The sequence below is a fragment of the Nocardia sp. NPDC050413 genome, assembly GCF_040655475.1.
In the GTDB taxonomy this organism is placed as follows: domain Bacteria; phylum Actinomycetota; class Actinomycetes; order Mycobacteriales; family Mycobacteriaceae; genus Nocardia; species Nocardia coubleae.
The window spans coordinates 214,486-240,184 of record NZ_JBFAJZ010000008.1 but is presented as its reverse complement, the minus strand read 5'-3'; the positions used below and the strand labels follow the sequence as shown (position 1 = coordinate 240,184).

Sequence of the window (25,699 nt, the reverse complement as noted above, 5' to 3'; positions counted from 1 at the left end):
GACTTGTCTTCTGCAGGTGCGTCGACATCGCCACCGCCGAGCGATCAGCGGCAAGGTGGTGGGCACGCGCAGGTCCGGTGGCAGCCGGAACGCGCAGACCATCGACCCCGCAGGGCGAGCAGCCCGAGGCCGTGTTGTGCGGCGGCGACCAGCATCCATCTACTGACCGTCCCGAACCGCGCCCCTGTGCGGCCCGGTGCAGATCGCGGGGTCAGCCGAAGCCGATGATCTCGGACTTGTGACCCTTGCGATCGGTTGCGATCATCAGCACGGATCCCGAGGTGGTTGCCACGCGCGGATCCCCGTGTGGACCGAGGGCGACGGGCACGGCTCGGCCCTCGCGTCCGGTCGATCGGTCCCAGGTCCGCAGCTTGTATCCATCATCGTAGGTGAGCATGACGGCCTGGTCGGTTAGCAGTTCGGTGCGGTCCTCGACGGACATCGTCCCGGTCGCGGGCGCGGTCATTTCGAGCTCGGTCCACCTGATTTCGCCGACGGCGGACAAGACCTCCCAGCGGTCGCCCAATAGTGCCGAGTTTTCGGAGCTGACCAGCGCAGCTGTGCTGTCCGCCTCTTCGACGTCGCTGTACTTGCGGCTCGAATCCACGATGGCCGACGACAGCGGCTGGTTCGGTGGCAGGAAGATCTCGGTTTCTACTGCTTCCTCCCCATGGCACTCCACCCAGACGAAGCCGCTGTCGAACACGCGGACGCCGGTACGCATGGCTCGCACCGCTCCGGGCGTGGAAAAGCTGCGCGTATCGCGAACCTCTCCGGACATCGGATCGAATGCCGTGACGACCACCGTCGCGGCTTCGCCGTCACCACAACGCGCCACACGGTAGATCGCTGTCATTGTGGTCGCGACCTGCGATGGTGCTGCGGTGCACTTGGCTGATTCGCCTGCGATACGCCACATTTCACGCCCGGTCCGGGCGTCGTAGCGGGTGACGCTTCCGGTCTCGGAAGAGACGGTGACCAGCAGGTGCCCGCCGGCCGTGGAGCGAGGGTCACTGGCGAAGTCTCCTCCGGTCCAGAGCAATTCGCCGGTGGCCGCGTCGAATGCCATCCAGCCGATATTCCTCCACTTGGTCAGCACCACGTCCTCGGCGCGCAGGTAGGTCGTGTCCTCGAGCCGGTTCCACACCCTGTCGGTGCTGATATCGCTGCGCCGATAGTGCCACCGTTCGGTTCCCGTCGCACCGTCGTACTGCGTGATACCCGCAGGCGTCACGGCGACGAAACCGCTTCGGGTGACGAGAATTCGGTGACCTAGATCGGGATCGGCAGGGATCTGGAGCCGAAACTTCTCGGACCCGAGCACCGCAGGCGCGCCAGCCTCGGGTGCCGCTTCGGCGGTGACGTGATCGCTGGCGACGCTGTCGTCGCCGAAGCGGACCGCGACGCCCGCGGCGCCGAGCACCGGGACCACGCCGACGACGAGCGCCGCCACCAGCGCCCTCCAACGCGGCACCGGGCCGGTCGGCTTCACCACGAACACGAAGATCAGCAATGCGCCCGAGATGGCGAGGGCGAGCGATGCGATCGCGGACGATGCCCGGGGTGTCACGACGAAGTCCGAGGTCAGCCGCTGATAGGTCGACGGGATGTCCGCCGCAACCGCGAACCACAGGCCCCCACCGAGGACGAAGAGTATCGCCAGTACGCCTCCCGCACCGACACTCGCGGCACGCTCGTCACCGCGACGCCCGAGAGCGAACACCACCGCACCGGTCAGTGCCGCGGCGCCCGCGACGACGAGGCTTCCCCGGATCAGTCGGAACGGGAAATCGGTGGTCTCGCTGAAGTCGCCGTTGAGCGGCACCGGAATCGGTGCCGCGACGAACTGGCTGTAGAGCGCCAGCACCACACCCACGGCGAGGAGTACGGCACCGACCAGGCCGGCGAGTATCGGTATCGACCGCAGTACACGCGCGCGTTCGGTCGTCTGGTCCCCGGACATCTTCCCCCACACAAGAACTCGTCGCTACCGCCCGCTCGGGCGTCGCGTCGAGACTAGCGCCGGGGCTGGCGACGCGGGAAACGTCGCCGCCTCGGTCAGCGGGCGGTGCCGCCGATGCTGAAGTGGGCGCCGGTGGGATCGGTGAGACCGACGACCCGGCCGTAGGGCGTGGTCATCGGTTCGAAGGCCAGTTTCGCGCCGAGGGATACGGCGAGCTCAGCGGTCTTGTCGGTGTCGTCGCTGCCGAAGTACACCACCCACGCGCCGGGTACTCCTTCGGGCAGATGGCCTTGCCCGTCCATCACCCCACCAAGCATCGGGGACTCGGCGTGCAGGGTGGTGTAGCGGAACTCCTCGGTGTCGGCGACGGTGAAGGTGTCGTGCCAACCGAACACCGCGCGGTAGAAGTCGAGCGACTGCGGGTAGGAGCGTGTCATGAGTTCGAACCAGGACGGCAGGCCGGCGGCGTCCTGCCAGATTCCGTCGGCGACCCGGCCGATCTCGCCGAAACCGGGGAACGGTCCCGGCTGCCACACGCCGACACCCACGCCGCCCACATCGGCCAGCACGGCCATCGTGCCGACACCGGGGACCTCCATCGCCTTCACGAACACGGTGCCACCCGCTTCGGCGGCCTTCTGTTCGGTGGCGGCCGCGTCGTCGGAGTGCAGGTAGACGGTCCAGCGGTCGGGGTAGGGATCGCCCTCGTCCTCGATCCGGCTCATGGCACCGGCGACGGCGACGCCGTTCTTGCTGAACGTGGTGTACCCACCGAACTCCGGCCCGCCGCGTTCGGCGGTCCAGCCGAACAGCTCGCCGTAGAAGGCGATGGCGCGGTCGAGGTCGGAGGTGTAGAGGTCGATCCAGGTGGGATCGCCGGGTTGCGGGGTGAACTGCATGCTGACTCCTCGGCTGAAGGGATCTACGCAGACGGTCGCAGGCGAGCACACCGTCTGCAATCAAGACGCGCCGCAGCGGGAAAAGTCATCGCCATCGACCGTCGCATCCTGCGGAGGCCCGACCGGTAACCGATCGGGCCCTGCTCAGCGGCGGCTGGCCCGTCGGAAGCCGATGGCGGCGGGCACGGCGAACAGCAGGATCGCACCGGCCGACCAGGCGAGGGTGAGCATGAGTGGGCGGGCGACGGGTCCGTGGTCGGCGAGGCCGCGCATGGCATCGACGGCGACCGACATCGGCTGATTGCGGACGAGCGGCTGGATCCAGGTGGGGAAGGCGACCAGCGGAACGAACCCGGTGCTGAAGAACATCATCAGCGAGGTGAGGATGGTGATGCCCTCCACCAGCGAGGACTTCGCCGTGTAGACGGCAACGGCGGTGACGATGGTGGCGAAGGCCAGCCCGAAAACGACCGGGACCAGCAGGAAGACGAGCGCCGCCAGCGGTCCCTGCTGGAATCGGAAGCCGAGCAGCAGCCCGACGATCACCACGGTGACGGTGCCGAGCAGGATGCGGCATCCTTCGGCGAGGATGCGGGAGGCCAGGCCGGAGGCCCGGTGCACGGGCAGCACCCAGAATCGGGCGAGCAGCCCGGCGTCGCGTTCGCGGCCGAGCAGTACCCCGCTCGCCACGGCACCGGACAGGGCGCCGACGATCGCGACCATCGGGACCGAGCTGGACAGCGCGTTCTCCCCGGTGAACCGCTCGATCTGGCCGCCGACCACGATGTCGAGCATCACGAGCAGCAGGCACGGGATGAACAACGCCTCGAGCACGGTGATCGGATTGCGGGCCCAGCGCAGCAACAGTCGCTGGGTCTGGATCGTCGTCTGCCGCACCAGCGCCACCGGTGAGGTCTCGGACTGCGATGTCATCACGCCCTCCTCGAGCTCAGCCGGATCGCCGCCGGGGTGCAGATCAGCAGGATCGCGGCCAGCCACAGCAGCGACGGGCCCATCAGCGACCAGCTCACCGCGCCGGTGTCGGCCTTGGTGTCACCGGCGAGCGCGCGCAGTCCGGTCGCGAACTGCGAGACGGGCTGGTTGCGCACGAACCACTGGACCCAGGTGGGGAACTGGTCGGCCGGTGCCAGGCCCGTCGAGAGCATGCCGAAGATCAACGGCGGCAGCATCAGCGCCTGCGAGGTGGTCTCCGGGCTTTTGGACAGCGTGCCGATCACGTCGGCGCCCAGGGTGAACGCGATACCGATGAGCAGGGAGAACGCCAGGAACCCGAGGGTGTGCGCGGCGTCGAGCCGGAACCGGAACCCGATCACGTAACCGGACGCGATCGCCGCCGCCAGCGCCAGCAGCAGCCGGAACAGATTGCCCGACATCCGTGCCGCCACCGGAACCAGTGGCCGCAGTGGCATCGAGGCGAATCGCCGGTCGATCCCGGCGACGGAATCGGTGGCCGATCGGAAGGCGGCCGAGATGGCCGTGAACGCCGCTGCCTGCAAGATCACCAGCGGCATCATGTACTGGGCGTAACTGCTGAACCCGTTGCCGGAGAACGACATCACCGTCTTCAACGGAATGTAGAAGCTGGCGGTGAACGCCGCGGGTGCCAGCAGCGAGGCGAGCACCTCACCGGATTTGACCGACGGCACGATCAGCCGGGTGGTCAGTACCCACCACTGCTGCAGCGTGTTCGGGGCGGCGCGCCAGTGCGTCTGCCAGGTGGTCGCGGTCATGAGATCACCTGCGGGGTGGATTCGGTCGAGGCGAGGTGACCGGTGAGCTGGAGGAACACATCGTCGAGCGAGGGCCGTCGCAGGGCGATGTCGACGAGTTCGAGCCCGGCGTTGTCGAGCCGGCGCAGGGCTTCGGCGAGCGTTTTCGCACCGTCGGGGGCGGGGATGGTGATGCGGTCCGATTCCGGGGTGAGGGCCGCCCGGTGCTCGGCGGGGAGCAACGTGCCGAGTGCCGTGACGATCGCGGGCAGCTCCTCCAGATCCAGCGGCACGATCTCGCAGTAGCTGCCGCCGGTGCGGTGCTTGAGCTCGTCGGCGGTGCCCGAGGCGATCACCACACCGTGGTCGATCACGATGATCCGGTCGCTGAGGGCGTCGGCCTCCTCCAGGTACTGGGTGGTGAGCAGGGTGGTGATGCCCGCGTTCTTGAAGCTGCGCACCAGATCCCAGACGCCCTGCCTGCTGCGGGGGTCGAGACCGGTGGTCGGCTCGTCGAGGAACACCACGTCGGGCCGCACCACCAGGCCGCAGGCGATGTCGATGCGGCGCCGCATGCCGCCGGAGTAGGTGCCGACGCGTCGGTCGGCGGCCTGGTCGAGGTCGAATTCGGCGATGAGCTCGGTGGCCCGGGCGCGGGCGGCCGGTTTGCGCAGACCCATCAGCCTGCCGAACATCACCAGGTTCTCGTAGCCGCTGAGCATGTCGTCGAGCGCGGCGTACTGGCCGGTGAGCATGATCCGCTTGCGCACCGCGGCCGGGTCGGCGACGACATCGTGGCCGGCGACCGTCGCCCGGCCGCGGTCGGGCATGACGAGGGTGGACAGGACGTTCACCATGGTCGTCTTGCCCGCGCCGTTGGGGCCGAGGATGCCGAGCACCTCGCCGGGCACGGCCTCGAAATCGATGCCGCGCAGGGCGCGCACCTCCCCGAAGGATTTCTCGATCCCCTCGACGACGACGCCACCGGTGCCGGTGCGCGGAGGGCTCTGTACGGCAGTGTGTTCGACACTCATATCCGGTCTCCTGCTTCCATGTGGTCGTCGAGCACCGGCGCGATGACCGACAGTGCGTAGGGGTTGGTCAGGTCGTCGTGGGACACGTCGACGTCGTGGTTGACGATGTCGCCGGTCACGTAGGGCCGCCAGCCGTCGGGGCCCATCCATTCGGCGGGGTCGACGGTGGCGCTGAAGTACAGGACATCGCCCTGGTAGACGGGGCGCCGGTAGCCGGTTCTGGTCCCCGCGGAGGCGTTGTAGGAGCCCGCCATCCGCTCGATGGTCGCGGCATCGATGAGTTCGACGCCGCCGAGCCGGGCGGTGATGAGGTCGGCCGCCTCCTCGGCCGTCGAGGTGGCGGGGACGTCGTCGATGCCGAAGATCGCCCCGAAGGTGTTGATGAACGCACCGGGTGAGAGGCGTTCGATGGTGTCACCGTCGATGTCGGCGGTGTCGGTGTCCAGGAGCGCGACCACCCCGACTCGCTCACCCGCCGTGGCCAATTCGACCGCCATGGCGTGGGCGATGAGGCCGCCGAAGGACCAGCCGAGCAGGTGATACGGGCCGGTCGGCTGGACGGCGCGGATCTCGCGCACGTAGCGGCGGGCGAATTCCTCGATGGACCGAGCCGATGGTTCGCGGCCGCTGAGATCGGGCGCTTGCAACCCGTAGATCGGTCGTCCCGGCCGTAGTTGCTCGGCCAATCCCAGGTAGCTCCAGGACATTCCGGAGGAGGAGTGGACGCAGAAGAGTGCGGGGCGGTCGCCGCCGGGTCGGATCGGCAGCAGGACGTCGAGGCCGAGGCCCGCCGGTCCTGCCTTGGTGGGTGCGGTGCGGGCGGTCATCGCGGCGGCTTCGTCGGCCGAAGCGGTTCGGGCGGCGGGCGTGTCGGCGAAGTGCGCGGCCGCGCGCAGTGCGTCGGCCCACAGGTCGGCGAGCTCGGTGACGTCTGCCTCGGCCAGTAGTTCTGCGGCGTAGCCGAATTCGGCGTGCAGGCGCTCGCCCGTGACCATCGCGTTGATGTCGACGGCCGACATGATCGGCACGTCCTGGTGCTCGGGTGCGTCCAGGTCGCCGAGCGCGTCGGTGGGTAGCCAGCCGAGCCCTTCGAGACCCGCGGGGGTTTCCACGGAGGTGTGCCTGCCCAGGTAGTTCAGGCAGATCTGGCCGGGAAGCCGGGCCGGGAGTTGTTGCGCGGTCGTAGGATTCAGGTAGCGCAGCATTCCGAAGCCGATGCCTTTGTCCGGCACCGACAGCAGGTCGTGCTTCACCGCCCGGATGGCCGCACTCATCGCGGGACCGCCCGCGAACGCCTCGTCGACATCGACCTCGGTGAGATCGAGACGGACCGGGTACAGACTGGTGAACCAGCCGATGGTTCGCGACAGGTCGGCGCCCGGCACGATCTCCTCCTGCCTGCCGTGGCCTTCCAGCCGTAGCAGCGCCGAACGTTCGGTGACGCCGCGGCGCAGGCGCCACCGCGCCAGGGCCAGGGCGAGGGTGGCCAGCAGCGCGTCGGTGACCGTCCCCTGGAACAGCCGGGGCAGGGTGGTGAGCAGCGCCGCTGTGGTGTCCTCGTCGATTTCGATGCCGAAACGGCGCACGGTGCGTGCCTGATCGATCGCCGGATCGAGGTGTCGTGTGCCGAGCAGCGGGTCGGGACCGTTCACCACCTGTCGCCAGTAGCCGAGTTCGGATTCGCGCCGTTCGGAGTTCGCCTGCTCGGTGAGGGCGTGCGACCAGCGCCGCATCGAGGTGCCGATCTCGGGGAGCACCGGCGTGGTGCCCGCGTCGACCTGCGCCCAGGCGGCGATCAAGTCCTGCACCAGGATTCGCCACGACACGCTGTCGATCGCGAGATGGTGGGCCACCACGATCAGTCGACCGGGCCGGGTGTGCGACCCGGCGTCGCCGACGGGGTCGAGCAACACGAATTGCAGCACGACACCATCGGCGGGGCGCAGCCGGTTCATCGCGGTGTCGAGTTCGGTCTGCGCGAATTCCCGCAGGTCGACCAGGTCGGCGGCGGAGTCGAACACGGTGCGGTGCACCAGTGCGTCGACGTTCACCGACCCCGGTTCGGCGACCCGCAGCCGCCAGCCGTCCGCGCTCGCCCACAGCCTCGATCGGAGCATGTCGTGCCGGTCGATGACGGCCGTGAGCGTGGCGACGAGCGCGGCCCGGTCGATGCCGACGGGCAGTTCGAGGACCGCCGTCTGGGCGAACCGGTCGAAGTTCCCGCCGCGTTCGACCATGTACCGCACGATCGGGGTCAGCGGGAGGTCGCCGGTGCCGCCGCCGGGAAGTTCGGCGAGCGCTTCGACGGTGTCGGCGGCGTCGATCGCGGCGCCGAGCGCGGCAACGGTGCGGTGTTCGAACACCTGCAGGGGCGTGCAGTGCACACCGCGCAGCTTGGCCTGGGTCACCAACTGGATCGCGAGGATGCTGTCGCCGCCGAGCGCGAAGAAGGAGTCGTCGACACCCACCTGATCGCGGCCGAGCAACTCGGCGTACACCTCGACCAGCACCTTTTCGGTCGGGGTCTCCGGCGCTCGATAGGGCGCCTCGTCGGTGACGAAAACTGGTGCGGGCAGCGCCTTTCGGTCGAGTTTGCCGACTGCGTTGACCGGGATCTCGTCCAGGACGACGAAGGCGGCGGGCACCATGTACGCGGGCAGGGTGTCGGCCGCCAGGGCACGGACGCGGTCGACGTCCAGCTCGGTGCCGGGCACGCGCACCAGGTAGGCGGCGAGCGCGGTGGCTCCGGTGGGGCCGGGAACACCCAGTGTCACAGCGACTTCCACCCCGTCGATGCCGCTGAGAACCGCATCGATCTCGCCGAGTTCGATGCGCTGACCACGCACTTTCACCTGGAAGTCGGTGCGGCCCAGATACTCCAGGGCGAGCCCGGACGCGCCACGGGTCCAGCGCACCAGATCGCCGGTGCGATAGAGCAGGTCACCGGGCGCGCCGAACGGGTCGGCGACGAACCTGGCCGCCGTCAGTCCCGGCCGGGCATGGTAGCCACGGGCGAGGGCGGTGCCCGCTAGGTAGAGCTCACCCGCGACACCGACCGGTACCGGGCTCAGCCGGTCGTCGAGGACGAGCGCCGCCGCACCACGCACCGGAGTGCCGATGGTGACCGGCTCCGTCGCCGACAGCGGACCGGAACCCGTTGCCCAGATGGTGTATTCGGTCGGGCCGTACAGGTTGACCATCGTCCGTCCGCCGGTGCCACCGCACCACCGCGCGACCGGGTCGGGACCGACCGCTTCGCCTGCCACCGCGAGGACACGCACACTCGACACCTCGGCGGGATCGATGGTGGACAGTGCCGAGGGGGTGATCACCATGTGGGTCACACCCTCGGCCGCGATGAGTTCGGCCAGGGATGCGCCGCCGAACACGTCCGGCGGGGCGATGACGGCGGCGGCACCGCAGCCGAAGGCCATCAGTGCCTCGAAGATCGAGGCGTCGAAACTCGGTGAGGCGACCTGCAAGACGCGGGCCTGCTCGTCCAGCCGCAGATCGGTGCGCTGGGAGGTGACCAGATCGGCCAGGCCACGGTGGGTGACGGTGACGCCCTTCGGGGTGCCGGTCGATCCGGAGGTGTAGATCACCCAGGCCGGGTTCTCGACCCTGATCGGCGCCGGGAGGCCTTCGAGCGCGCGGTCGTCGGCATTGTCCAGCCGCGCGGCGAAATCGGGGTCGTCGAGGATCAGCCACCGGGTGGAGTCCGAAAGTGCAGGCCGGTACTCGACGGTCGTGATCCCTATCCGCGCACCGGAATCGGTGAGCATGTGCTCGATGCGATCCACCGGATGTTTCGGATCGACCGGCAGGAACGCCGCGCCCGCCTTCGCCGCGGCCCAGATGCCGAGATGCAATTCGGGGCAGCGCGGAAGGCCGAGGGCCACAACTGTTTCCGTGCGCACGCCCACCTCGATGAGTAGCCGTGCCAGCTGGTTCGAGCGGGCGTCGAGGGCGCGGTAGGTCGTCGTGCCGCCGGTGCCGGCGACCAAGGCGGCACGGTCGGGGAAGGTGGTCGCTGTGGTGGTGAGCAGCTGGGGAAGGGTGGTTGTTCCGGCGGTGGCGGGACCGAGCACCGGAACCAGCTCGGCGCGTTCGGATCCGGCGAGGATGTCGATGTCGGACAGGCGGGTGTCGGGGGCGGTGAGGACTGTGGTGAGTACCTGCTTCCAGCGATCGGCGAAAGAGACGACGGTGGCGGGGTCGAACAGGTCGGTCGCGTAGGTGAGGACGCCGTCGATGCCCGCCGCACCGGCGTCGGTGAAGCGTTCGCGCAGGTCGAGGGTGAGATCGAAGGCCGAGGAGCGCCGGTCGAAATCCTCGACCTCGAAGCGCAGGCCGGGCAGCTCGAGGACCGGCTCCACGAAGTTCTGCAGCGACAGCGACACCTGGAACAGCGGGTGATGCGCGGTGGACCGGGTGGGGTCGAGGGCTTGGACGAGCTGTTCGAACGGCACGTCGGCATGGGCGAACGCGTCGAGGTCGGTGGCGCGGACGGCGGCGAGCAGCTGCCGGAAATCGGTGCCGGGGTCGACCGGTGTGCGCAGGGCGAGGGTGTTCACGAACATCCCGACCAGGTCGTCGAGTGCCGCGTCGCCCCGGCCGGCGATCGGGGTGCCGATGACCACGTCGTCGGTGCCGCCGAGCCGGGCCAGCAGGACCGCCAGCGCCGCGTGCACCACCATGAAGACGCTCACGTGGTGGGCGGCGGCGAAATCGATCATCGCGCGGTGTGTCTGCTCGTCGATGCCGAAGTCCACGTCGTCGCTGCGCATCGTCTGCACGGCGGGTCGTGGCCGGTCCGAGGGAAGTTCCAGTGCGTCCGGCGCACCGGCGAGCGTTTCGCGCCAATACTGAACCTGCTCGGCGGCAAGGGTTTCCGGCTCCGAGGGGGAGCCGAGTAGTTCGCGGTGCCACAGGGCGAAATCCGCGTACTGCACTGCGAGCGGCGGCCGCGACGGTGCCTCGCCCGCGACCCGCGCCGAATACGCGGCGACCAGATCGGCGGCCAGGGGTGCCATCGACGCACCGTCGGCGCTGATGTGGTGCACCACGAGGACAAGGACATGGTCGGTCACGCTATCGGCGGCTTCTCCCGAGGGCCGGGCAGACGCAGGCGGACGGCCAGCTCCAGCACCCTGCGTGTGCGCGGAAGGGCGCTGTGGCATGGCCGGAGACGAGTCCGACCGCGCTCTGTCGACCGGTTCGGTGTCCCGATCTCGGTTCACGGCGGCGGGACGAACCGCGAACAGTCCGACGCGCAGAGGCGCCTCGCGGGTGAGGTCGAACCCGGTGCCGGCCAGCTCGTTGATCCGATCACGCAGTGCGGCACCGTCCTCGGTCTCGATCAGCGGCATCACCGGCGTGGCGGTGTCGATACCGACGACGACCTGGCGTGGGCCGTCGGCGTCGGCGGGGTAGCGGGTGCGCAGGCTTTCCTGACGGTCGATCACGTCGATGAGGGCCGCGCGCATGGCCGCGACGTCCAGGGTTCCGGTGAGGCGAAGCGCGATCGCGATGTTGTAGGCCGACGAGGCCGGATCGAGCTGGTTGAGCACCCACATGCGCTGCTGGGCCGGGGACAGCGGAAGGCGATCCGGGCGCACCCGTGGCGCGAGCGCGGGACGTCCGGGACTGCCCTCGGCGGCGGGAACCACCCGCGCCGACAGCTGCGCCACCGTCGGCGCGTCGAACAGATCGCGCAGCGCGATGGTCGAACCGAGCGCCGCATTGACCCGCGCCACCACCTTGGTCGCACTCAGCGAATTGCCGCCGAGCTCGAAGAACGACTGATCGACGCTCACCCGCTCGCTGCCGAGCACCTCGGCGAAAACTTCGGCGACGGCCTGTTCGACGGGCGTGCGCGGCGCCAGATACGCCTGCCGGGCCGCCGAGAAGTCCGGTACCGGAAGGGCTTTGCGGTCCAGCTTGCCGACCGGTGTGAGCGGGATGTCGTCGAGCACGACGACGTACGCAGGCACCATGTAACCGGGCAGTTCCGCCGCGACCCGCGCCCGCAACCGCTCAGTGTCGAGTTCGACGCCCGGGACGGGCAGCACATAGGACACGAGCACGGTCGCGCCTGCCGGTCCTTCGCGCCCGATGGTGACCGCGTAGTCGACTTCCTCGTCACGCGAGAGCACCGCATCGATCTCACCGAGTTCGATGCGCAGACCACGGATCTTCACCTGGAAGTCGCTGCGGCCCAAGTACTCCAGGGTGAGCCAGTCGTCCGCGTCGGTCACCCAGCGCACCATGTCGCCGGTCCGGTACATGCGCTCGCCCGGTGCGCCGAACGGATCGGCGACGAAGCGACCGGCGGTCATCTCGAAGCGGTTGAAGTAGCCGCGGGCCAGCGCGGGGCCCGACAGGTACAGCTCACCGGCGATACCGACCGGGACCGGCCGCAACCAGCTGTCGAGCACCACCACCGCCGCACCGCGAATCGGCCCACCGATGGTGACCGGCGCACCGGCCACGAGTTCGGCGGGACCGGTCGCCCAGATACTGAACTCGGTCGGCCCGTACAGGTTCACCATGCGCCTACCCGCGGCCCACTTCTCGATGAGCTCAGGGGTGGCCGCCTCGCCCGCCACCGCGAGTACCCGCAGGTCGGTGAGATCGGTGGGTTCCATCGTGGCCAGCGCCGACGGGGTGATCACCGCATGGGTGACGCGTTCGGTGCGCAGCAATGTCTCCAGCTCGCTGCCGCCGTACACCTCCGGCGGGGACACCACGAGCCGTCCACCCGCCGCGTGCGCGGTGAGCATTTCGAAGACCGACGCGTCGAAGCTGGGGGAGGCCACCTGCAACGCGCTCGCCGACGGGTCGAGGGCGAGCGTTTCGCGCTGGGCGGCAACGAGATTGGCGAGACCACGATGGCTGAGCAGGACCGCCTTGGGCTTGCCGGTCGATCCGGAGGTGTAGATCAGGTAGGCGGTGTGGTCGATGTCGAGGGGTCCGCCGCGTTCGGCGTCGGTGATCGGCGCGTCCGACACCAGCATTGCCCGGCGCAAGGTGTTCAGGTCGTCGAGCAGCAGCCAGTCGATGGATCCCGGCAGGGTCTCGCCGGTCTCTGTGACGGTGACGCCGATGGGCGCCTCGGAATCGGCGAGCATGTGCTCGATCCGCTCCACCGGGTAGCTGGGATCGAGCGGGACGAACGCCGCGCCCGTCTTGGCCAGCGCCCACACCGCCACCACCGACTCCAGGGATCGGGTCAGGGCGAGCACGACGAACACCTCGGGCCCGATGCCACGGCCGAGCAGGACCCGCGCGAACCGGTTCGACCAGGCGTCGAGTTCGCCGTAGGTCATCCGCAGGTCGCCCGAACTGACCGCGATCGCGGCGGGGTCGATGCGGGCGCCCGCCGTCAGCACGTCGGGCAGGGTGCGCATCGGCAGCGCGGGGGCACCGTATACCGGTGCCAGCAGAGCTCTTTCGTCGTCATCGCAATGTTGCAGGCGGGCCACCGGGATATCCGGATTCTCGGTGAGCGCACCCAGGAGCCGAATGAACCGATCCAGAAGAGACTGTGCCGCAGAGTGTTCAAGCTGATCGGCCATGAACTTGACGGTGATGCGCAAGGTGTCGCCCGCGTCGTCCGCGCCGCGCAGCGGAATCACCATGAGGTTCAGCGGGTACGGCGTGGCGTCGGTGCCCTCCACATCGAGTACACGCATCCCGGCGATGTCGAGAGCCTGCGACAATGCCGCCCGGTCGATGGGATACGACTCGAAAACCGTGAGTGTGTCGAATAATTCGGCCAGGCCGACAGCGCGATGGATCTCCGCCAGCCCGACGTGCTGATGGTCCATCAGGCGCGCCTGCTCGGCCTGCACCCGCGCCAGGAGATCGGCGACCCGCTCACCGGGGTCGAGCGTCACCCGCACCGGAAGCGTGTTGATGAACAGCCCGACCATCTCCTCGACGCCGGGCAGCTCCGGCGGCCGACCGGACACGGTGCTGCCGAACACCACATCGGTGCGGCCGGTGAGCATGGCGAGCACCAGCGCCCAACCCGCCTGCACGAGGGTGTTCACCGTGGCACCGGCGGCGCGGGCGGCGGATTCGAGGGTGGCGACGGTGGTCCGTGGCAGGTCGCGCGAGATCATCGCGGTCTCGGTCGACTCGATCCCGGCCAGGGTGGGGACCGCGCGAGTGGGGGTGTCGATGCCGGCCAGCGACCGCGTCCACGCGTCGATCGATTCCTGGGCGTCGCGCTCCGCGAGCCAGGACAGGAATTCGCGGTAGGACCGAGGGGGCGGCAGCGGTGCGGTGTCGCCCGCCGTGACGTAGAGGGCAAGCAGTTCCCGGACCAGCAGCGGCGTCGACCAGCCGTCGAGCACCAGGTGGTGGTTGGTCATCACGAGGCGGTACGTGTCGGGCGCCGTCGTGATCAGGGTGAACCGCAGCAGTGGGGGACGGGTCAGGTCGAAGCGGGTGAGCGCGTCCAGTTCGACCACCCGGTCGCACTCACGTGCCCGCTGTTCCTCGGCGATGCCGGTGAGATCGATTTCGTGCCACTCGATCTCGGCATCGGTGAGGACGAGTTGACGTGGTCCGTCGGCGGTTTCGACAAACGCCGCCCGCAGATTCTCGTGCCGGTCGACCAAGGCCTGGGCCGCGCGGCGCAGGCGGGCGCTGTCGACGGTGCCCGCCAGGGTGAGCAGGGACTGGACGGTGTAGCCGTCGGCGGTGTCGGAGTCGTAGAGGGCGTGGAACAGCAGCCCGTACTGCAGCGGCGACAGCGGCCATACATCGGCGAGATTCGGATAGGTCGCCTCCCAGCTATCGATCTGGGACTGATCGACTGCGACGAGAGCGAAGTCAGTCGGTGTGCGCCCGCCTGCCCCGTCGGTGCGCGCATGGTCGACCAGCGCGTCGAGCGCCTGTGACCACAGCTCGCTCAGTTCTCGCACGTCGGCCTCGTCGAGCAGTCTGCCCGCGTATGCCCAGGTGACCTCCAGCTCGGCGTCGGTGAGCACGGCGTTGACATCCACGACGGCGGCCAGCGGCGCGCGATCGTCGTTGGTCGCGGCGAAGCGGCGTGGGAGCCAGGGGTCCTCGCCGGTGACCGCCCGGCCCAGATAGTTGAAGCTGAGCTGGGGCATCGGCGCGTCTGCCAGAGCCGGTGCCGTCTCGCTGTTCAGGTACCGCAGCAGTCCGTAGCCGACGCCCCGGTCCGGGACGGTGCGCAACTGCTCCTTGGTCGCCTTGACGACCGAGCCCGCCGAGCCGCCGCCCGCGAACGCGTCGTCCAGGTCCATGCCCGCGAGGTCGATCGCGACGGGGTAGACGGTGGTGAACCAGCCGACCGTGCGCCCGATATCGGCACCGGGAAGCAGGGATTCGCTGCGGCCGTGCCCTTCCAGGGTCAGCAGGGTGCCTGTGCGCGCACGCCAGCGGCACACCGCCATGGTGAGCGCGGCGAGCAGCACATCGTCCGCGCCGCAATGGAATCGCTCGGGAACGGTGGTGAGCACCGCGTGCGCGACCTCGGCGGGGACGGTCGATCGCAGCTGCGCCATGGTGGCGACCACATCGCGGGCCGGATCGAAGGTGTCGCGGCCGAACGCCGGGTCGGGGGTGGCCGCGATCCGCTGCCAGACGGGCAGCTCACCGGCACGCAGCGCCGCCTGTTCCGCCTGACCGTGCGCCCACCGCCGGAACGAGGTCCCGACCGGAGCGGGCGTGCCGCCGGACGCGGCGATCGCCAAGTCGGGCAGCAGGATTCGCCAGGACACACCGTCGGTGACCAGGTGGTGCAGCACGAGCCAGCACAGCGGAGCGGCATCCGCGCGTTCGATCAGCACGCATCGCACCACGACACCGGACGCGGGATCGAGCAGGTTCGCCGCGTCCTGCAACGCGCGGTCGACAACATCGTCGGATTCCGACCGCATCACCTCGACGAGACTGTCGGCGTCGATCGAACCTGCCTCGGCGACAACCCATTCCCCGTCGCGCAACGAGCTGCGCAGCAGATCATGATGGTCGAGCAGCACCCCGAGCGCCGCGACGAGGGTCTCGCGGCGGGTGCCGTCGGGCAGACCGATCAGGACGGCCTGACCGTAGCGACCCCACGGCTCACCGTGCTCGATCATGGCGTGCACGATGGGCGTGAGCTCCACCGCGCCGACACCGCCGCCGGGCAGCTCGTGCACCACGGTGGCCTCGGTGTCGCCCGCGATCGCGGCCAGCGCGGCCACGGTCTTGCGTTCGAACACGTCGCGGGCGCTGAACGCGATCCCCGCCGCCTTCGCCCGCGAGACCAGTTGAATGGACACGATGCTGTCACCACCGAGGGCGAAGAAGCTGTCGTCCACCCCGACCGCATCTACCCCGAGCACCTCGGCGAACAGGGCGGCGAGGACTTCCTCACGCGGTGTGGACGGCGCTCTGCTCGCGACGGCGCGGGTGCCGAAATCCGGTGCGGGCAGGGCCTTGCGGTCCACCTTGCCGAGCGGCGTGAGCGGAACACGGTCGAGCACGATCACCGAGGTGGGCACCATATACGCCGGAAGAGTCTCGCCGACAGCGGCTTTCACCGCCTCGGGATGGACATCGGCACCGGGTTCGACAGTGATGTAGGAGGCCAGAGCGGTCGCGCCGGACGGTGTCTCGACACCGAGGGTGATGGCGAAGTCGACGGCGGGCAACCGCTGCAGCGCTGCGTCGATCTCACCGAGTTCGATCCGGTACCCACGCACCTTCACCTGGAAGTCGCTGCGGCCCTGGTATTCCAGCGTGAACCGGCCGTCGTCGGCGGTCCAGCGCACCAGATCGCCCGTGCGGTACATACGCGCTCCGGGCGCATACGGATCGGCGACGAAGCGGCTCGCGGTCAGCCCGCTGCGCCGGTGGTAACCGCGCGCCACCCCGGGACCCGACAGATACAACTCGCCAACGGTGCCCGGTGCGACCGGCCGCAGCCATGGATCGAGCACCAACCCGTTCACGCCACGGGCGAGACCACCGATGGTGACCGGGCCGCCCGGAGTCAGCGGTTCGCTCAGCGTGGCGGTGACCGTCGTCTCGGTCGGGCCGTACCCGTTGAGCAGTCTGCGCCCGGCCCACTTCGACACGAGCTCGGGTGGGCAGGCGTCGCCGCCGACCACGATGGTGCCCAGGTCGGGCAGCGTCGCCGGATCGAGGGAGCCGACGACCGCCGGGGTCACGTTCAGATGGGTCACGCGGTGCGCGCGCAAGACCTGCGCCATGTCCTCGCCCGCGTAGGCCGACGGCGGCACCACGGCGAGGGTGGCCCCGGCCGCCAGCGTCACCAGGATCTCCTCCACCGAGATGTCGAAACTCGGGGAAACAGCGTGCGCGACAACCGAACCCGCATCGACACCGAAACCCGCGCCCGATCCGGCGGCGAGATCAGCCAGCCCGCGATGCGAGACGAGCACGCCCTTGGGCAATCCGGTCGAGCCCGAGGTGTAGATGACGTAGGCGACCTGATCGGGGTGGATCGAGGCGGTCCGGTCGGCGTCGGTGATCGGGGTGGCCTCCTGCTCGGCAACGCGGCCGGCGGTCGCTTCGTCGTCGAGGCAGAGCCAGTCGACCTTGTCGGGCAAGGACTTTCGCGCCTGGGTCACCGTCAGGCCGGTGACCACCGCGCTGTCGTCGATCATGTGCTCGATCCGGTCGTCCGGGTAGGTCGGGTCGATCGGGACGAAGGGAGCGCCGGACTTGGCGACCGCGATCGTGGCGAGCACCGATTCGGCCGAGCGTGGAATGGACAGCGCCACACCGTGTTCCGGTCCGGCACCGGCTGCGATGAGCACGCGGGCCAGCCGATTCGTGTAGTCGTCGACCTCGCGGTAGGTCATCGTGTCGTCCACGCCCCCGCGCAGCGCCACCGCGTCGGGATCGATCGCGGCACCCGCGGCGAGGATCTCGGGCAGGGTGCGCTGCTCGACCCCGGCAGCTCCGCGCGCGGGCACCGACACGGCCTGCTCGGCATCGGCGAGCACGTGGACCGACGACAGCGGCGCCTCGGGGCCCGCGGCGAGGAAACGATGCAGGAACCGCAGGAAACGGTCGTGATGCGCGGCCAGTTCCGCGGGACTGTAGAGGTTGCCGTTGCCCTGGAGATCGATATGGGTGCTGTCTCCGCCCATCCCCGGATACAGATTGACGAACAGATCGTCGATCAGACCGGAGGTGAGCACATGCAGCCGACCGACGACCGGGCCGAGCGCGATCTTGGTGTCCACCATCATCAGGTTCACCGCCGGACCGAACGACACCGCCTCGTCCATCGACCAGCCGAGATCGCGGATGATGTCCTCCTGGCGGTACCGCTGCCGTCGCAACGCCCCCGTGAGCTCGCTCTGCACGGCGAGAATCGCGGCACCCACCGTGGTGGTCGGGTCGAGAGCGACCCGCAGCGGGACGACATTGGCCAGCATGCCGCCCGAGCGGCGCAGCGTCGCGGAGGTCCGCGCGGACACCGGCAGGCTCAGCACGACTTCGGGAGCACCGGTCATCGCCGCGAGATAGGCGCCGAAGGCGGCGACCACCGTCGGCGCGACGCCCGAATTGATCTCCGCGGCGACCGAATCCAGGAGGGCGCTCGTCTCGGCGGGCAGCGCGCCCGCGACCCGGGTGGGATGACTGTCGACCTCGGCGGCACGACCGGCGAGGGTGACCGGGTCGGGCAGGTCGGCCAGATGGGTGCGCCAGTACTCACGGTCGGCCGCGAAACGGTCCGAGCTCCGGTAGGCCAGGTCGGCCTCGACGATCCGCTGCAACGGCTCGGCCTTGGCCGGCGGGGGCTCACGGCCCTCGAAGGCGGCGTTGTACAGCTCGCCGGTGCGCTGGACCAGCGCCAGGGCGCCCATTCCGTCGAGCACGATGTGATGCATCCGCGAGTACCAGAACCAGCGATCCTCGGCGATCCGCAGCATCGCCAGGCGGACCAGACGGTCACGCGTCATATCCAGCGGCGCGGAGTACTCGGCGCGCATCCAGGCGTGCGCGGCCGCTTCCGGGTCGGGCTCGTCGCGCAGATCCAGTTCGGCGATGTCGGCGTCCAGGGTCGGGTCGACGAGTTGATGGGGTTGTCCGTCGATGTCGACCAGGCGAACGAAACCGGTGCCGAACTCGCGACCGGTCCGCCGCACGGCCGCGGTCAGCAGCGCGTGGTCGATCGCGCCGCTGAGTTCGACGTACTGGGCGATGGAGATGGGGGTGTCGCCCGCGATGTGCTGGGCGAACCAGATGCCCCGCTGGGCGGCGGACAGGGGGAAAGGATCTTCGGGCGCGGTGTCGGACGCTCGCGAAGAAGGCTGAATCATGAGCTGACCTGCGTTTTCATATGTGGAGCCCGGTATCCCCGACCGCTTGGTACTGCGCTCTGGGTTCCATTCTGAACCTGTGGGGACCAGACCGGAATGGGTTCAGGAGACCGCGCGCAGATCGATGCCGGACAGCGGGGCGTCCGAGCTCACCAGATAGCGCCGCAGGGTCGACCGATCGTCGAGCACCAGCCAGTCGACGGTGTCGGAGAGTTCGCCGCGGCGAGACCTGGTGGTGATTCCGAAACCGGTGTCCGACTGCTCCTCGGCGCTCACCGGGACGGCGCCGATCTTGCGCACCGCGGCCTCGGCGACGACGGCCTCCACCCGGGGATCGACCGCGAGGGCGATGCGGTCGCCCGCGCCCGCACCACGGCCGAGCAGGAGCCGGGCCAGGCGGTTCGCCCAGCGGTCCAGGTCGGCGTCGGCGAGTCGGCCGTCGGCGATCGGTGCGCCCGAGCGGCGCGGCAGCTGGATGACGTTGTCGGCGGGTGCGGTGACCAAGGTGCTCATCGTGTTCCCCTCGAGGGCTTGTCAGCGGTGTTTTCGGTACACCTCCAATCTCGTCGCCCAGGGGCCTCGCCGACAGCGACCCCAGCGGTGGGGTGCGCACTCCGAGGGGGCTCGAATACCACCCCAAGGTGGGTGAACCGGATCGGTCGCGCACGAGACGCGCCGGAACCCGAAAGGTTGTCCCCGCCAACCGTTGCACCCGCGCGACCTGCGGAGGAAGATGGCGATCGGCGTCTACGGCGCGCCGAATACGACACAGAGTAGGACCCGCGCGGAATGCTGCGGCCGCACGGTTTACGATCACTTCAACGCATGTCTGCTGCCCTTGTACGAGGCGCGGTCGGCTCTGCGAGTGACGTACAGGCATCTTCAGGAGGATCAGTGACTGCGGTAGAGCCCAGGCCAGTCCCTCAGTTGGAAGCGACTCGACCGTATCCGGCTCGGACCGGGCCGAAGGGCTCGTTCCTCTACAAGGCGGTCACCACCACCGACCCCAAGGTGCTCGGCACCATGTACCTGGTGACGGCGATCAGCTTCTTCATGATCGGCGGCCTCATGGCGCTGCTCATGCGTGGCGAGCTCGCCCGTCCGGGTCTGCAGTTCCTGTCGCCGGAGCAGTTCAACCAGCTGTTCACCATGCACGGCACGATCATGCTGCTCTTCTACGCGACCGCGATCGTGTTCGGCTTCGCCAACATCATCCTGCCGCTGCAGATCGGCGCCCCCGACGTCGCCTTCCCGCGTCTGAACGCGTTCAGCTACTGGCTGTACCTGTTCGGCGCCTCGATGGCGACCGCGGGCTTCGTGACCCCCGGTGGCGCCGCGGACTTCGGCTGGACGGCGTACGTGCCGCTCACCGACATCCTGCACTCGCCCGGTGTCGGCACCGACCTGTGGATCCTCGGCCTGGCCGTCTCCGGTCTGGGCACCATCCTCGGTGGTGTCAACATGCTCACCACCGTGGTCTGCCTGCGCGCGCCCGGTATGACCATGTTCCGCATGCCGATCTTCACCTGGAACATCGCGGTCACCTCGGTGCTCGTGCTGCTGGCGTTCCCGCTGCTCACCGCGGCCCTGTTCGGCCTGGCCTACGACCGCCACCTGGGCGGCCACATCTACGACCCGGCCACCGGCGGCATCCTGCTCTACCAGCACCTGTTCTGGTTCTTCGGCCACCCCGAGGTGTACATCATCGCGCTGCCGTTCTTCGGCATCGTCTCCGAGATCTTCCCGGTGTTCAGCCGTAAGCCGATCTTCGGTTACACCACGCTGGTCTACGCGACCCTCGGTATCGCCGCGCTGTCCATCGCCGTGTGGGCGCACCACATGTACGCCACCGGCGCCGTGCTGCTGCCGTACTTCTCGTTCATGACCTTCCTCATCGCGGTCCCGACCGGTGTGAAGTTCTTCAACTGGATCGGCACCATGTGGCGCGGTCAGCTGACGTTCGAATCACCGATGCTGTGGTCGATCGGCTTCCTGGTGACCTTCCTCTTCGGTGGTCTGTCGGGCGTCATCCTCGCCTCGCCGCCGCTGGACTTCCACGTCACCGACTCGTACTTCGTCGTCGCGCACTTCCACTACGTGCTCTTCGGCACCATCGTGTTCGCCACCTTCGCCGGTATCTACTTCTGGTTCCCGAAGATGACCGGCCGCATGATGGACGAGCGTCTGGCCAAGTGGCACTTCTGGGCCACCTTCATCGGCTTCCACACCACCTTCCTGGTGCAGCACTGGCTGGGCGCCGAGGGCATGCCGCGTCGCTACGCCGACTACCTGCCCAGCGACGGCTTCACCACGCTGAACACCATCTCCACCATCGGCGCGTTCATCCTCGGCGCCTCGATGCTGCCGTTCGTGTGGAACACCTTCAAGAGCTACCGCTACGGTGAGGTCGTCACCGTGGACGACCCGTGGGGCTACGGCAACTCGCTCGAGTGGGCCACCACCTGCCCGCCGCCGCGCCACAACTTCTACGAGCTGCCGCGCATCCGCTCGGAGCGTCCGGCGTTCGAGCTGCACTACCCGCACATGATCGAGCGCATGAAGCGTGAGGCGCACGTGGGTTGGGGCTCGGGCAAGCACAACGCCCACGCCGACGAACCCGTGCTGACGAAGTAGCAAGGAACCACCGAACGACCAGGGTGTGCACCTGCTGGGTGACCAGCGGGTGCACACTCTTTTTGTGGGTAAACGAACGGAGCAGATCGACTTGGCCGACACCACAGTTCTCGTGACCGTCACCGGCCCCGACCGACCCGGCGTCACCTCGGTGCTGCTGGCGGCGCTGTCGCGGCATCAGGTGAGCCTGCTGGACGTGGAGCAGGTGGTCATCCGGGGCCGACTCACCCTCGGCGTGCTGGTCTCGTGCCCGAACGACCCCGAGGCGCTGCAGGACGAGCTCGAAGAGGCGATGAACACCGTCGGCATGCAGGTCGACGTGTCGGTCGACGCGCAGATCGGCAAGCCGCCGATGTCGACCCACGCCGTCGTCGTACTCGGTTCGCCGGTCACCGCGCACGCCTTCAGCGCGATCTCGCGGCTGCTGGCCGGGCTCGGCGCCAATATCGACACCATCCGCGGCATCGCCGACTACCCGGTGACCGGCATGGAGCTCATGGTGTCGGCGGCCGACTCCGGTGCCGACACCGATGCGCGACTGCGCACGGCACTGGCCGATGTGGCCGTCGCCGAACAAGTCGACATCGCTGTGGAACGCGCGGGCCTGGCCCGCCGGGCCAAGCGGCTCATCGTGTTCGACGTGGACTCCACCCTCATCCAGGGTGAGGTCATCGAGATGCTCGCCGCGCACGCGGGCGTGGAGGAGCAGGTTCGCGAGGTCACCGAGGCCGCGATGCGCGGTGAACTCGACTTCGCCGAGTCGCTGCGTCAGCGTGTGGCCACCCTCGAGGGGCTCGACGAATCGGTGATCGAGGAGGTCGCCGACCGCATCGAACTCACCCCGGGCGCGCGCACCACCATTCGTACGCTGCGCAGGCTCGGGTTCCGCTGTGGTGTGGTCTCCGGCGGGTTCCGGCAGGTCATCGAGCCGCTCGCGCACGAGCTGGAACTCGACTTCGTGCAGGCCAACACCCTCGAGATCATCGACGGCAAACTCACCGGACGGGTCACCGGCGAGATCGTCGACCGCGCGTTCAAGGCGACCGCGCTGCGCAAGTTCGCCGCAGACGCGGGCGTGCCGATGGAGCAGACCGTCGCCGTGGGTGACGGCGCCAACGACATCGACATGCTCAACGCGGCCGGGCTCGGTGTGGCGTTCAACGCCAAGCCCGCGCTGCGCGAGGTGGCCGATACGGCGCTGTCGCACCCGTACCTGGACGCGGTGCTGTTCATCCTCGGTGTGACGCGTGACGAGGTGGAGGCGGCCGACGCCCGCGACGGCGGGGTCCGCCGAGTTCCGCTGCTCGGCCGTTAGTTCCGGGCACGGCGGGTAATCCCAGCGCAGAAAGAACTTCGGCGTTGGGAGAGTCCGTGCGTAAATTCCTGCTCGTCCCGCTCGCCGTGGCCGGTCTGCTCACCGGCTGCGGCGACGACGAACCGATCCCCGACAGCATCGGATCGACGACGCTCACCCTGCCGAGCACCGCTCCGGCGGTCGCGAAACCGGCGGTCACCGTCGACCAGTCGGCCGCCGGTCGCACGGTGACCCTCGATGTGGGTCAGGAACTGCGGGTGCGGCTGCCTCAGGCGGCCGACTCGGATCAGGAATGGGAGCCGGTGAATCTCGACGAGGGCATCTTGGTCGCGGAGGAGCCGATAGCCGAGGGCCGGACGACGGTGTGGCCGTTGCGCGCGGTCGCCAAGGGGACGACGGCGGTCGAGTTCACCTACGTGCAGCTCGAGGAACCGCCGGTCCGGCCGGAAAGCACCTTCCTGGTGACGGTCGAGGTCTCCTAGCGCGCACGGCTCGCTACGCTGGTTCGCACGTGTGGTGTCGATCGAATCGGGTGTGGTGTGGGTAGCGCGGAACTGAGCGGTGGGGATACCGAGGTGGAGGTCCGCGACGAAGCGGCCGAATTCGCTGTCCGGCATGCGGAATTGGCGCAGGGTTACGGCGGCACCGGCGACCCCGACGACCCGGCCATGGTGCAGGCGATGCAGATGGTGCTGCACATCCCCAAAGCCGAACCGCCCGCGCGCAGTGCGCTACTCGCCGCCGCTGCCGCCGCCGCGGTCGCGGTGTGTCTCGACCCGCGTTCCGGGCCGGGTGGCGAATGGGAGGCGCGGTACCTGGCGTGGAAGCGCTCACGGATCAGGAAGGTGGCCCGCCGGGCGCGCGGTGCGCAATGGGTGGCGGCCAACGATGTCGACGGCGTGACCGTCGACATCGACGGTGCGCAGGCGCGGGCATTCGTCCCCGGCCCGGTCGGCGCGATCGACCAGCGCATCCGCAAACTCCAGATCGGCGGAACCGACCTCGTCCACGACGAACCGGGCCCACCCGACCCCGACCTGCCCGTGCTGTGGGTGAACAGCGCGCTGCGGATGTCGGTGGGTAAGGCAGCCGCGCAGGTGGGACACGCGAGCATGCTGCTGGCCGGTGCCATGCCGGTCGAAACGGCCGCCGCCTGGGCCGAACGCGAATTCCGTTGCGCTGTGCGCGATGCCGACCCGCGGCAATGGTCCGAACTCGTCGCGCAGGTATCGGCGGGACGTGCTGTCGCCGTGCGTGACGCCGGCTTCACCGAGGTGGCCCCGGGCTCGATGACGGTGATCGCCGTGCCGTGAGACTGCCGACACGCGCGAGCGAATCAGACGGCTGTCGTTGCGGTTCGCGCGCGTCGTCGCGATGTTCGGGTGTACCGGCAGCATTGTGTGGGTAAGACCTATCGGATACCCGTTCGCAGCGAGAGACACACGGAGGTTCCGCCATGATGACGACAATCGCCGTGATCCTGATCGTCTGGGTCGCCCTCGCGGTGCCGGTGTCGTTCCTCGCCGCCCGGATGCTGCGCAGCGACCTCGGCGCGTCGCGCGAAGCGGCGCGGCACCGAACCGACGAATCCCACCCGGGCCGGTCGTTCCGCTGAGGGCTCCCGTGGGCCAAGATGGAGCGCGTGTCGCAACCCGATCCAGATCTGCTCATCGACTTCTCCGACGTCACCATCCGCCGCTCGGGCCGAACGCTCGTCGGCCCGGTCACCTGGCAGGTCGAACTCGACGAACGCTGGGTGGTCCTCGGCCCCAACGGTGCCGGTAAGACCTCACTGCTGAGAATGGCTGCCGCCGAGGTCCATCCGACCTCCGGGACGGCGAACCTGTTGGGCGAGACCCTCGGTCGCGTCGACGTCACCGAATTACGCCCACGCATCGGCCTGTCCTCGGCGGCGGTGGCCAGCCGCATCCCCGTCGACGAAAAGGTCAGCGACCTGGTGGTGTCGGCCGGGTACGCCGTGCTCGGCCGCTGGCGCGAACGCTACGACGACATCGACACCGAACGCGCCGTCGACATGCTGGAAACCCTTGGTGCCGAACACCTCTCCGACCGCACCTACGGCACCCTCTCCGAGGGTGAACGCAAGCGGGTGCTCATCGCCCGTGCCCTGATGACCGATCCGGAACTGCTCCTGCTCGACGAACCGGCCGCAGGTCTCGACCTCGGCGGGCGCGAGGAACTCGTCGAACGCCTCGGGGACCTGGCCGCCGATCCCGACGCACCTGCCATGGTTCTGGTGACGCACCACGTCGAGGAGATCCCGCCGGGGTTCACTCATGCTCTGCTGCTCAAGGAGGGTGAGGTGGTCGGTCAGGGGCTGCTCGAGGACGTGCTCACCGCGGACAACCTGAGTAAGGCGTTCAGTCAGGCCATCGCGCTGGACCGGGTCGACGGGCGCTGGTTTGCGCGGCGGGCGCGTCGGTCGGGTGGGCATCGCCGGCGGAACTGATCGGCACTGTCGCGCCAGGACCTTTCGGTATTGCGCCCACAGAGGTACTGGCTGTGTTTTTGGAGCGCTGGCGCGCTCGAGCGCGGCCGGGCCGCTGCGCCGCTTCGCGGCGGACCCTCCTCGAGGTCGGGTCGTGCGGGGCTGGGAATGCGGTCATGGCGGACTCAGGTGGTGCCGCTTTGGTTAGGAGTGCGGTAGGCGGCGGACTCGGGTGGTGCCGCTTCGGCTGGGAGTGCGGCAGGCGGCGGACTCGGGTGGTGCCGCTTCGGCTGGGAGTGCGGTAGGCGGCGGACTCGGGTGGTGCCGCTTCGGCTGGGAGTGCGGTAGGCGGCGGG

General features: G+C 69.1%; 13 protein-coding genes. 6 read left to right on the top strand and 7 right to left on the bottom strand.

From position 1 onward, the window contains the following. Positions 1 to 211: 211 nt before the first annotated feature. The 7 genes from AB0I19_RS20550 to AB0I19_RS20520 form a co-directional block, all read right to left on the bottom strand. Positions 212 to 1,963, bottom strand: a complete 1,752-nt coding sequence (locus AB0I19_RS20550) for a PQQ-binding-like beta-propeller repeat protein (RefSeq protein ID WP_357150564.1) — start codon at positions 1,961 to 1,963, stop codon at positions 212 to 214. 95 nt (positions 1,964 to 2,058) lie between these two features. After that, positions 2,059 to 2,862, bottom strand: a complete 804-nt coding sequence (locus AB0I19_RS20545; protein WP_357150563.1) for a VOC family protein — start codon at positions 2,860 to 2,862, stop codon at positions 2,059 to 2,061. A 144-nt stretch (positions 2,863 to 3,006) separates the two neighbouring features. After that, positions 3,007 to 3,795 (bottom strand): ABC transporter permease, encoded by a 789-nt coding sequence (locus tag AB0I19_RS20540; RefSeq protein WP_357150562.1) that lies wholly within the window; start codon positions 3,793 to 3,795, stop codon positions 3,007 to 3,009. Beyond that, positions 3,795 to 4,613 (bottom strand): ABC transporter permease, encoded by an 819-nt coding sequence (locus AB0I19_RS20535; RefSeq protein ID WP_357150561.1) that lies wholly within the window; start codon positions 4,611 to 4,613, stop codon positions 3,795 to 3,797. The genes AB0I19_RS20540 and AB0I19_RS20535 overlap by 1 nt, the downstream gene beginning before the upstream one ends. Further along, complete coding sequence (locus AB0I19_RS20530) at positions 4,610 to 5,626, bottom strand: ATP-binding cassette domain-containing protein (protein ID WP_357150560.1); 1,017 nt, start codon at positions 5,624 to 5,626, stop codon at positions 4,610 to 4,612. The genes AB0I19_RS20535 and AB0I19_RS20530 overlap by 4 nt, the downstream gene beginning before the upstream one ends. Then, a complete protein-coding gene (locus tag AB0I19_RS20525) occupies positions 5,623 to 18,945 on the bottom strand; it encodes an amino acid adenylation domain-containing protein (RefSeq protein ID WP_357150559.1) in 13,323 nt (4,440 codons plus the stop codon). Before AB0I19_RS20525 ends, AB0I19_RS20530 begins: the two co-directional genes overlap by 4 nt. Before the next feature lie 102 nt (positions 18,946 to 19,047). Then, positions 19,048 to 19,458 (bottom strand): AMP-binding protein, encoded by a 411-nt coding sequence (locus tag AB0I19_RS20520; protein WP_357150558.1) that lies wholly within the window; start codon positions 19,456 to 19,458, stop codon positions 19,048 to 19,050. A 381-nt stretch (positions 19,459 to 19,839) separates the two neighbouring features. On the opposite strand from AB0I19_RS20520, the gene ctaD reads away from it, so the two are divergent. From ctaD to AB0I19_RS20490, 6 genes are all read left to right on the top strand, one after another. Next, positions 19,840 to 21,579: a cytochrome c oxidase subunit I gene (gene ctaD / locus AB0I19_RS20515; protein WP_181700858.1), complete on the top strand. Its 1,740-nt coding sequence runs from the start codon at positions 19,840 to 19,842 to the stop codon at positions 21,577 to 21,579. Between the two features lie 85 nt (positions 21,580 to 21,664). Continuing rightward, a complete protein-coding gene (serB, locus tag AB0I19_RS20510; RefSeq protein WP_133733910.1) occupies positions 21,665 to 22,894 on the top strand; it encodes a phosphoserine phosphatase SerB in 1,230 nt (409 codons plus the stop codon). A gap of 56 nt (positions 22,895 to 22,950) precedes the next feature. Then, positions 22,951 to 23,376 carry a protease inhibitor I42 family protein gene (locus AB0I19_RS20505; RefSeq protein WP_357150557.1) on the top strand — a complete coding sequence of 142 codons (426 nt, stop codon included), beginning with the start codon at positions 22,951 to 22,953 and terminating at the stop codon, positions 23,374 to 23,376. 72 nt (positions 23,377 to 23,448) lie between these two features. Further along, positions 23,449 to 24,207 (top strand): peptidyl-tRNA hydrolase, encoded by a 759-nt coding sequence (locus AB0I19_RS20500; RefSeq protein WP_357150610.1) that lies wholly within the window; start codon positions 23,449 to 23,451, stop codon positions 24,205 to 24,207. Positions 24,208 to 24,350: 143 nt separating this feature from the next. Then, complete coding sequence (locus tag AB0I19_RS20495) at positions 24,351 to 24,509, top strand: hypothetical protein (RefSeq protein ID WP_157104673.1); 159 nt, start codon at positions 24,351 to 24,353, stop codon at positions 24,507 to 24,509. An 18-nt stretch (positions 24,510 to 24,527) separates the two neighbouring features. After that, on the top strand, positions 24,528 to 25,364 hold the full coding sequence (locus AB0I19_RS20490) for an ABC transporter ATP-binding protein (protein WP_181700850.1): 837 nt from the start codon (positions 24,528 to 24,530) through the stop codon (positions 25,362 to 25,364). The last annotated feature ends 335 nt before the right edge of the window (positions 25,365 to 25,699 follow it).